Annotated in this window: 10 protein-coding genes; 3 read left to right on the top strand and 7 right to left on the bottom strand. The window is 63.9% G+C overall.

Features of this window, described 5'->3' with window-relative positions:
* Positions 1 to 101: 101 nt before the first annotated feature.
* Positions 102 to 1,139: a LacI family DNA-binding transcriptional regulator gene (locus tag ACTIFE_RS18365; RefSeq protein WP_439530589.1), complete on the bottom strand. Its 1,038-nt coding sequence runs from the start codon at positions 1,137 to 1,139 to the stop codon at positions 102 to 104.
* A 75-nt stretch (positions 1,140 to 1,214) separates the two neighbouring features.
* On the opposite strand from ACTIFE_RS18365, the gene ACTIFE_RS18360 reads away from it, so the two are divergent.
* Positions 1,215 to 2,162: an ROK family protein gene (locus tag ACTIFE_RS18360; protein ID WP_439530588.1), complete on the top strand. Its 948-nt coding sequence runs from the start codon at positions 1,215 to 1,217 to the stop codon at positions 2,160 to 2,162.
* Positions 2,155 to 2,910, top strand: coding sequence for a copper homeostasis protein CutC (locus ACTIFE_RS18355; protein WP_439530587.1), 756 nt, complete (start codon positions 2,155 to 2,157; stop codon positions 2,908 to 2,910). Before ACTIFE_RS18360 ends, ACTIFE_RS18355 begins: the two co-directional genes overlap by 8 nt.
* Before the next feature lie 362 nt (positions 2,911 to 3,272).
* Here ACTIFE_RS18355 and ACTIFE_RS18350 read toward each other — a convergent pair whose 3' ends face one another.
* From ACTIFE_RS18350 to phnD, 6 genes are all read right to left on the bottom strand, one after another.
* A complete protein-coding gene (locus ACTIFE_RS18350; RefSeq protein WP_439530586.1) occupies positions 3,273 to 4,442 on the bottom strand; it encodes an AbrB family transcriptional regulator in 1,170 nt (389 codons plus the stop codon).
* Positions 4,435 to 5,046 carry a DapH/DapD/GlmU-related protein gene (locus ACTIFE_RS18345; protein WP_439530585.1) on the bottom strand — a complete coding sequence of 204 codons (612 nt, stop codon included), beginning with the start codon at positions 5,044 to 5,046 and terminating at the stop codon, positions 4,435 to 4,437. The genes ACTIFE_RS18350 and ACTIFE_RS18345 overlap by 8 nt, the downstream gene beginning before the upstream one ends.
* Positions 5,047 to 5,142: 96 nt before the next feature.
* Positions 5,143 to 6,000 carry a phosphonate ABC transporter, permease protein PhnE gene (gene phnE, locus ACTIFE_RS18340; RefSeq protein ID WP_439530584.1) on the bottom strand — a complete coding sequence of 286 codons (858 nt, stop codon included), beginning with the start codon at positions 5,998 to 6,000 and terminating at the stop codon, positions 5,143 to 5,145.
* Positions 5,997 to 6,935: a phosphonate ABC transporter, permease protein PhnE gene (gene phnE / locus ACTIFE_RS18335; RefSeq protein ID WP_439530583.1), complete on the bottom strand. Its 939-nt coding sequence runs from the start codon at positions 6,933 to 6,935 to the stop codon at positions 5,997 to 5,999. Before phnE (ACTIFE_RS18335) ends, phnE (ACTIFE_RS18340) begins: the two co-directional genes overlap by 4 nt.
* Before the next feature lie 8 nt (positions 6,936 to 6,943).
* Positions 6,944 to 7,762 (bottom strand): phosphonate ABC transporter ATP-binding protein, encoded by an 819-nt coding sequence (gene phnC, locus ACTIFE_RS18330; protein WP_439530582.1) that lies wholly within the window; start codon positions 7,760 to 7,762, stop codon positions 6,944 to 6,946.
* A gap of 72 nt (positions 7,763 to 7,834) precedes the next feature.
* On the bottom strand, positions 7,835 to 8,758 hold the full coding sequence (gene phnD / locus ACTIFE_RS18325; protein WP_439530581.1) for a phosphate/phosphite/phosphonate ABC transporter substrate-binding protein: 924 nt from the start codon (positions 8,756 to 8,758) through the stop codon (positions 7,835 to 7,837).
* A 562-nt stretch (positions 8,759 to 9,320) separates the two neighbouring features.
* On the opposite strand from phnD, the gene ACTIFE_RS18320 reads away from it, so the two are divergent.
* Entirely contained in the window at positions 9,321 to 10,130 is an 810-nt protein-coding gene (locus ACTIFE_RS18320; RefSeq protein WP_439530580.1) for a class I SAM-dependent methyltransferase, read from the top strand.
* The last annotated feature ends 429 nt before the right edge of the window (positions 10,131 to 10,559 follow it).

Genomic DNA, 10,559 nt, shown 5'->3' with positions numbered 1-10,559 from the left:
CGGTGCTCCGCCCGCGGACCATTCACGCTCCACCAGATCAATCTGGCAAGAGGCGCTCGGATAGACAGGGATGACGCAGGTGAGGCAGAGGCCAGAGGGCTTCAGCCTTCGGCCGGCCAGCGCTCGAAAGCGGCGGGGCCGCCGCAGGAGGGATGCGGCATGAAGTTGCCGGGGATGGTGATCACGCCGGCCCCGTCTTCGAACAGGCCCGGAGTTGTCAGGAATTCGAGAACCTTGCCGATGAACTGGTCGAGATCATAGCTGATCGAGGAAATCGGATAGGCTTCAGAGCGCGCAAGCGGCAAGGCATCAAAGCCGTAGAAGGCCCAGTCACCCGCACGGGAAGCGATTGTGGCCCGGCCGGCATCGACCACGCCCATGGCCATTGCATCCGCCGTCGTGAAGATTGCGGCCTCGGGACCTTCGGCCAGCACGTCTGATGAGAGGGCGCGGCCGCTTTCATAGGAATAGTCACCCGCATGTTCGGCCAGAAGCTGCAAACCAAGGGCCGAGAAGGCGGCGCGATAGGCGGCGATGCGCGCCTGTTCAACCGGTGAGGTCTGGCGGCCCGTAACCAGCACCGCCCGGGTCTTGCCCCGGGCCTTGGCATGGGCGACGGCTGCCGCAATCGGCGTAGCCTCGTCGGCAACGATGGAGGGAGCGTTCTGGTCATGCAGCCCGTTCAGCATGATCACCCGGTCATTTCGGAACATGGTGCGGACGCTGGCGGCATCTGCGAAATCGGAGAAAACAAGTGCGGCGTCCACATGCCAGGCGACGCCATTGCGAAGGAACTCCTCGACCCGGTCGAGTGAGCCGACGCGGAGCAGAACGACCTGCTTGCCAGTGTCCTGGATGGCTGCGATGAGACGATCAAACAGCACAAGGTCGGAAAAGTCGTGAATGTGGTTGACGATGACGGCGACGAGATTGAGCGTGCGCGACTTGAGGCTTCGGGCAATCAGATTCGGCTTGAAGCCGAGCTGTTCGGCGGCGGCCAGCACACGCGCCTTCTTTTCGGCCGAGACCGGACGATCCTCCGGTGACAGGGCACGGGAGGCGATGGCGCGCGAGACGCCGGCAAGCGCGGCGACATCGGCGATGGTGATCTTTGACGGAGGGCTGACCTTGGAACTCATACGCTTTTCTGACGGCTCCGGAGCGGGGCGTCAATCACAACCAGAAGCCGAAATCGTCCGGGTCAAGAAATAAACATGCTGGCCTGTTTTGACATCGGGGCGAGCGCCATCAAGGGCGCAGCCTTTCACACGCCGGCCGACCGTCCGGGGGCATCGCGGCTGACGACGCCGCTCGCCGACCTGGACCTGTTTGCAGCGACGCTGGGGCAGGAAATTACCGCAATGGAACAGGCGCAGGGTGCTGAGGCCCAGGCGGTTGCGATCTCCATTGCCGGCGTGGTTGACGCCCGAACGGGGATCATGACCTGCGCCAACATCCCCGCGATCCATGGGCGCAATCTTTCGGGCGAACTCTCCGCCCGGCTGGGGCGGCCTGTGTTCATCGCCAATGATGCGGATTGCTTTGCCCTCGCGGAAGCCAGCCAAGGGGCCGGGCGGGGCCATGACGTGGTGTTCGGCGTGATCCTTGGCTCGGGCGTCGGCGGCGGGCTGGTGATCAACCGGCGCATTGTTTCCGGGCCTGGCGGCTATGGCGGCGAATGGGGGCATGGGCCAGTGTTCGGCTGTGTGCCGGCCTCACGCCAGCGCCTTGAGGCGGCAGGTTTGCCGGTGTTCGACTGCGGCTGCGGCCAGGTCGGCTGCGTCGATACGGTGGGCGGCGCGCGCGGACTGGAACGGCTGTACCGGTTTGCCGGCGGCGCGGCTCTGGCGAGCCACGAGATCACGACCGCTTGGCTTGCCGGGGACGGCAAAGCCGGCGAAGCGATTGACCTCTATCTCGATCTTGTGTCCGGACCGCTGGCGATGATGGTCAACACGGTCGGGGCCTCGGTGCTGCCGGTCGGCGGCGGGCTCTCGGTCTGCCGCCCCCTGGTTGCGGCGCTGGACGAACGCCTGAGGGCCCGCATCCTGTGGCGGAGCGACGCGCCGCTGCTGGTGCCGGCCGAACTTTCCCCCGAGCCCGGCCTGATCGGCGCGGCGATGCTTGGTCTTACCCACCTGTCGGAGATGCGTGATGTCTAATGTGCTGCCTGGTGTGCTGCTTGAAGTCTGTGTCGACAGTCCGGAAGGCTTGCTGGCGGCGGTGCGCGGCGGGGCAGGGCGCGTGGAACTCTGTGCGGCGCTGGCCATCGGCGGGCTGACGCCGGCCCCGGGGCTGATGGCGCTGGCCGCCGAGCAACCGATCCCGGTGTGGCCGCTCTTGCGCGTCCATCCCGGGCCGTTCCGTTACACCCCGGCGGATGTGCGGGCGCTGAAGGCCGACATGGACACGGTGGCCGGCTTTGGCCTCGCTGGCGTGGTGATCGGCGCCAATGATGCCTCCGGACAACTGGACCGCGCGGTGCTGGCGGAACTCGCCGCCCATGCGAAGTCTCTCGGTCTCGGGCTGACCTTGCACCGGGCCTTCGATCTGGCGGCGGTGAATGATCCGGAGGGCGCGGTAGATCTGGCGGTGGAACTGGGCTTTGACCGGATCCTGACGTCCGGCGCGGCGCGGACGGCGGAGGCCGGGCTTGCCGTTCTGGAGCGGATTGTCGCCCATGCGGGGAGCCGCATTTCCATCCTGCCGGGCTCGGGCATTTCGCGGGCCAATGTGGATGTGATCCTCGACCGGCTGGGCGTGCGCGAGGTGCATTCCTCCTGCTCGGGCCCGGATCATTCAGGCACGGAGGGCGAGCGGGCGCTCGGGTTTTTGGCGGAGGCGCCCAAGCGCACCGACGAGGCGACGGTGCGGACGCTGGTGCAGCATCTGGCGGCGCGGGGGCGCTGAGGAGGCTGGGGCGTGCCGGAACTGCCGGAGCTCCACAAGAATGTCCCAGTCGTCGCTCCTGCGAAGGCAGGAGCCCAGTACCCCCGGTGAGAGTTTTGTGCTTCAGAGCACTTGCGTCCAGAACAGAGCTGCCGAGCGTGTTCAATTTTACTTGGGATGACGCTGTGCCTATCGCAAAACCGGCCAGCATGGTCTCGGAAATAGGACATGCCGAGCGCTCGTCACAGACTGCGAGCGGGTTTTTCTGTCTTGTGCTTTGTCGCTAGCGCCTCGGTTACTGGGCTCCAGCCTTCGCAGGAGCGACGAAGGATAGGGGCCAGAGTTTCACCTAAAGGTTGGCACATGAAGACCGGTTGCCGCGATCACTCGCCCGGTGCGTCTTTGGAGGCGGTTTCAGTCTGACCGGCGCTGGCCTTGCGGCTGCTCCGCCGTTTTTCCATCAACGTCAGAACCAGCGGTGCGAGGGCGACCAGGAGGACGATGCGGGCGATATGATGGCTGGCGACATAGGCGACCTCGGCTTTCATGGCGAGGGCGATCAGGCTCATTTCGGTGAGGCCGCCGGGGGCGTAGGCGAGCACGATCTGCGCCGGCGTCTGCATCATGACGGCACCGAACAGAGCGGCGAAAACCAGAGTCAGGGCCAGCGTCATCACCGTGGCGCCGAAGCTCAGCGCAAGGGCCTGGGTGACCTCGCGCATGCCGGCTCCCAGAAAGCGGCAGCCCATGATGGTTCCCATCAGCACCTGAGCTGCGATCACCAGAAGAGCCGGCGGGGCGCTGGCTGTCAGGCCGGTGATATGCACGGCGGCACTCAACAGCATCGGTCCCATCAGGGAGGCTGCCGGCAATCGGAGCTTGGTGGCAACAACCGACCCCACGACGCCGCACAGAACCAGCAGAATGATGTCCACAAGGTCGAGGGGGTTGTTTTTTGTCAGCGCGGACCCAACGCTCTGGCCCTCGACAATGCGAAACCAGAAGGACACGAGGCAGATCGTCACGACGATGCGGGCCGCGTGGGCAAGAATGATCTTGCGCTCGTCACCGCCGAGGTCCTTGCCGAGCGTTACCATTTCCATCAGGCCGCCGGGCATGCCGGAACAGAAGGCGGTGACGCGGTCGAAGCCGCCGAAGCGCTGGTAGAAAGGAACTGCCAGAAAGCCGGCGATCAGGAGGTAGAGACTGAGAAGGCTGAGTGATATGGCCCAGTCACCGAGCCGGTCGACGAGATCGGGCGAGAAGCCGGACCCGAGCATGACGCCGATGACGGTGACCAGTGCCGGGCGCAGCCGTGCCGGAGGCAGGATCGGGGCGCGGCCGATGGCGGCGATCATGGCAAAGATCATCGAGCCCAGGGTCCAGGGCAAGGGCATGTGCAGGAGATAGAAAATTCCGCCGCCGAGCGCTCCCACCGCAATGCCGGCAAGAACGCGGACGAGGACCTGGGAGGTGGGCCGATCCTCGGGTTCGAGAGGATCAGCGACGGGCTCGCCGGAAGAGGCGGTCGGAGATTGGGCTGGATCAGGCACGGTATTTTTCGATGAATTCGTCAATCGACAGCATGCGGATGTCGGGCAGGGCGGCTCGGAGGGCGTCGTGGCTCCAGTCCCACCAGGCGATGTCCTGAAGGGCGTCCGCTTGGGCTTCAGAGAATCGCCGCTTGATCAGACGGGCCGGAACACCACCAACGATGGTATAGGGCTCGACATCCTTGGACACAACCGCACCGGCGCCGATGACCGCCCCGTTGCCGACCGTCACGCCAGCGAGGAGGGTGACGCCGTGGCCGATCCAGACGTCATGGCCGATGGTGACCCAGTGGTCCTTGCGCCACTGGAAGAACTCGGCGTCATCCTCGCCAAAGCCGTATTGGGCGGCGCGGTAGGTGAAATGGTGCTGGCTGGCGCGCCAGGTTGCGTGGTTGCCCGGGTTGATACGGACGCCTTCTGCAATGGAGCAGAACTTGCCGATGGTCGACCAGACGATGTTGCCGCCCTTCACGATGTAGGAATAGTCGCCGACACTGGATTCGCGGATGTAGACATTTGCCATGATCTCGGTCCACTTGCCGATGTCGCAATCGACGACGGTGGCGGTCTCGTGGATGCTGGGGGCTTCGGAGAGCATTTTCATGGTCAGGTACCGTTGTATGGGCGGATGAAGCGGCTGCGCCGCCTCTCGGGCGGCGCAGGGCAGTGGAATATGAACATCTGAGCGGCGAAGCGGCGTTCAGTGCGGCTTTTCGCCGATGTAATGCGCCCGCACCTTGCCCGACAGCCAGTCGATGACGAAGACACAGATCAGAATGTTCAGCACGACGAAAGCGACCTGATCGAAGAACCCCGCCCGGAAGCGGTCCACCAGGACCTTGCCGATGCCGCCGGCGCCGACGATACCAAGGATCGTGGCACTGCGGACGCTCGACTCGAAGGAGTAGAGCGACAGCGAGATGAAGACCGGCGAGATCTGCGGCAGGTAGCCGAAGCGCATGATCCGGATCGGGCTGGCGCCCGTCGACCGAATGCCCTCGACCTGCTTGCGGTCAACGTTCTCGATGGCTTCCGAGTAAAGCTTCGACAGGGTTCCGGTATCGCTGACGAAGATCGACAAGACACCCGCCAGCGGACCAAGACCAACGGCCCGAACGAAAACCAGCGCCCAGATGAGGCTGTCGATACCGCGCAGGAGATCCAGGAAGCGGCGGACGACATGCCTCACGATGTTTCGGGGCATGGTATTGCGCGCGGCTGCAAAGGCGATCAGCAGGGCGACGACCGAGCCGAGCAGGGTGCCGAGGAAAGCCATTGCAATGGTTTCTGCCAGGCCCTGATAGATGCCAAAATAGTCCCATTCTCCCATGTTTTCCCAGACGAAGAAGTGCTGGAACATGCGGATGGCGCGTTCATTGAAGGCAAACAACTTCCAGAACTCGAAGTACCACAGCGACCAGCCGAAGTAACCGAGCGCCAGGGCCCAGCAGGCGGCCGTGAAGAGGCGGGCGCGCGGATTGCCGAAGGCATCGGGAAACTGTGCCCTGGCGGCTGCGATGTCGGCGGCCGACACGGTCATGGCCTTGACGGTGCTCATATCAGGTTCTCCCGGCCGACGAGGTGGGTGCGCAGTCGCTCGGAGATCAGGTCGATCACCGTCACGAGAAGCACGATCAGGATCAGGACCGCCATCACCCGGTCGTCGTTGTAGAAGCTGATGGTGTGGTTCAGTTCCTGGCCGATGCCGCCGGCGCCGACAAAGCCAACGATGGACGACGAGCGGACGTTGATCTCGAAGCGCAGCAGGGAATAGGAGACAAAGTTGGGCAGGACCTGCGGCACGATGCCGAAGCGCATTTCATCCCACCAGGTCCCGCCAACGGAGCGAAGGCCTTCGACCGGGCGCATCGAGGCGTTCTCGTTCACTTCCGAGAACAGCTTGCCGAGCGCGCCTGCGGTGTGGATGGCGATGGCCAGCACACCGGCGAGCGGTCCGATGCCAAGGGCAAACACCAGCAGCAGCGCGATGATGATTTCCGGAACGCCGCGCAGGACTTCCGTGGTGCGGCGAGCGAGCACGTTGATCCAGCGCAGCGGCGCAAGGTTGCGGGCTGCCGGGAAGGACAGCAGGAAGGCGATCGCTGCGCCGAGCATGGTGGCCGTGATGGCCATCAGGATGGTTTCGAACAACAGCTGCAGGTACTTGCCCAGGTCGCTGTACCAGTAGAGGATCGATCCGGGTACGGCCTTGCCATTGGCCTCGCGGGCTGCGAACAGGTTGTCGGCCTCCAGGTTCGGCATCACGGTGCCGAAATATTCGAAGATCCGGGGCAGTCCGGCCCAGAGCCTGTCCGGATAGAATTTCGAGACATAGACCGAAACAGCCAGCAGCAGCGCAAACAGCACGGCCATGGCGATGTTCATGAAGAGACGGGACCGCTGCAGTTCGGCGCGATGTTTCTCGAACATCGTGACCGGGTCCTGGCCGGGCTCGATCACGAATGCGGGTGTGGCAAGACGGTGGGATGACATGGTCTTGATCACGCGGCCGAATCGAGAGTTTCGGCGACCTGCGTGCGCGGGGTCAACGCCGTGGACGTCACCCCTTCGCTGAAGGCGTCATCGGCTTCCGCGCCATAGATTTCGCGGGCCTGGCGATCGGTCAACTGGTCCGGGGTGCCATCGAAGACGACCGCGCCAGACATCAGGCCGACGATGCGGTCGCAATAGGTGCGCGCCGTGTCGAGCGTGTGGAGGTTGGCGAGAACGGTAATGCCGTCTTCCTGGTTGATGCGGCGCAGGGCGTCCATCACCACCTTGGCATTCAACGGATCCAGCGAGGCGATCGGCTCGTCGGCGAGCATCACCTTCGGGCGCTGCACCAGGGCGCGTGCGATGGCAACGCGCTGCATCTGGCCGCCGGAAAGGGTTTCGGCGCGCTGCAGGGCGGTATGGGCCATGCCGAGACGGTCGAGGGCGCGAATGGCCAGGGCCCGTTCCTCGGCACTGAAGGCCTGCAGCATGGCGGTGGCAAAGCCGTGATGGAATATCCGGCCCATCAGCACGTTGTTGATCACCGACATGCGTCCGACGAGATTGAACTGCTGGAACACCATGGCGCATTCGGAGCGCCAGGCGAGCAGATCGCGTCCCTTCAGGGCGGAGACATCGCGGCCGTCAAAGCGGATCTGGCCCTCGGTCGGGGCAGCCAGGCGGTTGATCATGCGCAGCAGCGTCGACTTGCCGGCACCGGAGCGGCCGATGACGCCGACCATCTGGCCTTGCGGAATGGTCAGGGTGATATTGTTGACAGCCTTGTGGTTGCCAAAGGCCTTGGTAAGGCCAGAGAACTCCAGCATCGCGGTCTCCACTGTCGGGACTGAACGGGGAAAAGGGCGGCGCAAGGCGCCGCCCGTCCATGACTCTTGTGATCAGCGCGAACCGGCGACTTCGCGGCGGCGCAGTTCAATGGTCTCGTCGTAGAAGCCGGCCGGCGGTACGACGTAGCCTGCGCCTTCACCACCCATGACGGCCATGTAGCACTCGGGGTCGGAGACATGCAGGTTGGTGTAGAGATCGAGCATCGCGGCCTTGAACTCGGCCGGCAGGTCCTTGCGGATCACGGTCGGGCCGTTCGGGATCAGGCCGGACTGCCAGACGATATTGATGTCGTCCATCTTCAGCATGTCCTTGTCGACCATGCGGCGGATGTTGCCACGGGTGTAGCCCTCGGCCTTCTCGCCCATCATGGAGGACCAGGTGGCGGCGGCGTCATACTGCTTGTCGAGGACAGCCAGGACACCCTGCTCGTGGCCACCGGAGAAGCCGGTCGAGCTGAAGTACTCGTCAATTTTGATGCCGGCGAGTTCCAGGCCTGCCTTCGGGTAGAGGTAACCGGAGGACGAGTTCGGATCAGCCCAGGCCAGGGACTTGCCCTTCAGGCCGTCGATGTCGGTGATGCCGCTGTCGGCGCGGGTGACAATGACCGCGTAGTAGCCAAGCGAGCCGTCAACATTCGAGCTGACGACGAAGGGCTCGACCGCGTTCTCGTCCTGCAGGTAGATGCCGGCGTAGCCGACCGGGCCGAGGCCGGCCATTTCGAGCTGCCCAGCGAGCAGGCCCTGCATGACACCGGCATAGTCGGTTGCCGGGAAGAACTGAACCGGAAGCTCGACCTTTTCCTTGATCTTGACTTCAAGGCAGGACAGGCGCTTCAGGCGGTCGGCTTCGTTCTCGCCGCCGATGATGCCGACGCGGACGACCGGAATCTGGTCACGCCAGTCGGCGAAAGCCGACGTTGTTGCGGTAAACGTAGCTGTTGCTACGGCAAATGCAGTAAAAATCTTGCTATACACGATATTCTCCCGATGCAAGTTGCGAGATGGTTCGTTCCAACACGTATTCCAGCGCCGCGATTTATCTATATTTTTTGCATTGTTGTTTTATGACTGTCCGCGTTTTCGGATTTTGCCATAAAATGCCGGTGGTTGGTTGGGTAGCTGGCTTATTTAATCTTCAGGTCACCCGATCTGGTCGGCATCCGCGCGGCCTTGGGCGGACACGGATACAGACCCGGTGACCTGTTCCATGGCGGTCACTGTGCCGGGGCTCTGTAACAGTGCGGCGTCATCCGAATGAATTTTCGTTGGGCTTTTTGTGACGTATCCATGACGCAGGGTGAGGGCGTGCGTCGGGCATTGGCCTGAACTGGTTGAGGCAACCCGGCAGGCTGATCAGAGGAAGGCGGAATTTTTATTAAAAACAAAGTTTTAGGTCATCGGCAGAAGCCGGGGCAGAGGGGGAGTGACATGGAAAGTTCATCCGCTGGTCGCGGAACTGTCATCAGCTTGGCGCAAAGTCATTCGAACCAATTTTGGGCTCGTGCCGGTTCGGGCACCGTCCGCCGAAGGCGCAATCATGATCGAGACTGCCGATCAGTTCGAGGGACTGGCTGAATTCTATGAGGCCAACCGTCCGGGCTACCCTCAAGACGTCTTTGCCCATCTCGCCCAGACCTGTCCGGCTCGGCAAGGGCTCCGGGTGGCCGTCGACGTTGGCGCAGGGCCAGGCAACTCGACCGATAACTTGCTGACAGGTCTCGGCGAGGGCTGGAGCGTGATTGCCAGTGAGCCGGGCGAGGACATGCGCCGGGTGCTGATGCGCCGGTTCCGCACAACGCCGCAGGTGCAGATCATTGCAGCGCCGGCCGAGCAATTGGCGCTGCCGTCGGGCTTTGCCTCGCTGGTGGTTGCCTGTTCGGCGGTGCACTGGTTCGACCGGCCGAAATTCTATGCCGAGGCGGCGCGGATCCTCGCGCCCAGCGGCGTCCTGGCGCTGGTGCGCAACCGGCGGCGGCCGGCGCAGATCTTCGATGACTTCGAGGCCTATGTCACGGAGCATTACCCCAGCCGGGTCGAGCTGGAAGCCCGCGAGTTGCGCAAGGAGCCGAGCCACACGGAACTCTCCGGCCTAGACGGCTTCCTGACGGCGCACAGCCGGCGCTGGCCCTGGTCGCGCGCCTTCACCGCGCGCGAACTGATCGACTTCTACCTGACGCGGGCGACCGTCTGGGCGGTGGTGCGCCGTCTCGGGCTGTCGCGGGTGATGGCGGATTATCTGGAGATCTGCGCCCGGCACGGGCTGTCAGGCGAGGCGCGGATGGAAGTGCAGTTCGACACGCTGGTGCGCTGGACCCAGCGGCGGGCACGGGCGGCCAAGGGCGGCTGAGCGGGAGGGGGCGGTCTGGGGGATGGCTGCTCGCCTGTTCAGCGCTGGACCAGGGCTGGACCAGGGTCAGTTCAACGTCAAGCAAGAGTGGGGGATGCGCCAGTCCCCGTCTGACAATGACTCGGCAATCGCATATGCGGCCAGAAAGTTTTCGAGGTCTCTCAGCGCCCCTCCCCCTCGTGGGGAGGGGGAAGGGGTGGGGGGACGGCCAGACGTTGGACAACGATGTGTCTGCAGTCAGCATAGTCAGAAACCAAGTAGCCTGGATTTAAGGCCGCTCCCCCCACCCCTCACCCCTCCCCACGAGGGGGAGGGGAGCCGAAAGGCTCCGGCAGGGTGAACCTTTCTGGCCGCATAAGCGATTGCCGAGCCCACGAGGGGGAGGGGGGCTGAGAGGCTTCGATCTTTTGATCTGCAATAAGCCCCGGC

Source organism: Pannonibacter sp. (genome assembly GCF_051860505.1).
In the GTDB taxonomy this organism is placed as follows: Bacteria; Pseudomonadota; Alphaproteobacteria; order Rhizobiales; family Stappiaceae; genus Pannonibacter.
This window is presented reverse-complemented; position numbering and strand designations above follow the sequence as displayed.

Bases quoted from the DNA above. Each gene is read 5' to 3' on its own strand.
- phnE (WP_439530584.1), bottom strand. From the start codon at position 6,000: ATGAGCACCGTCAAGGCCATGACCGTGTCGGCCGCCGACATCGCAGCC.
- ACTIFE_RS18365 (WP_439530589.1), bottom strand. From the start codon at position 1,139: ATGAGTTCCAAGGTCAGCCCTCCGTCAAAGATCACCATCGCCGATGTC.
- ACTIFE_RS18345 (WP_439530585.1), bottom strand. From the start codon at position 5,046: ATGAAAATGCTCTCCGAAGCCCCCAGCATCCACGAGACCGCCACCGTC.
- phnC (WP_439530582.1), bottom strand. From the start codon at position 7,762: ATGCTGGAGTTCTCTGGCCTTACCAAGGCCTTTGGCAACCACAAGGCT.
- ACTIFE_RS18360 (WP_439530588.1), top strand. From the start codon at position 1,215: ATGCTGGCCTGTTTTGACATCGGGGCGAGCGCCATCAAGGGCGCAGCC.
- ACTIFE_RS18355 (WP_439530587.1), top strand. From the start codon at position 2,155: ATGTCTAATGTGCTGCCTGGTGTGCTGCTTGAAGTCTGTGTCGACAGT.
- ACTIFE_RS18320 (WP_439530580.1), top strand. From the start codon at position 9,321: ATGATCGAGACTGCCGATCAGTTCGAGGGACTGGCTGAATTCTATGAG.
- phnE (WP_439530583.1), bottom strand. From the start codon at position 6,935: ATGTCATCCCACCGTCTTGCCACACCCGCATTCGTGATCGAGCCCGGC.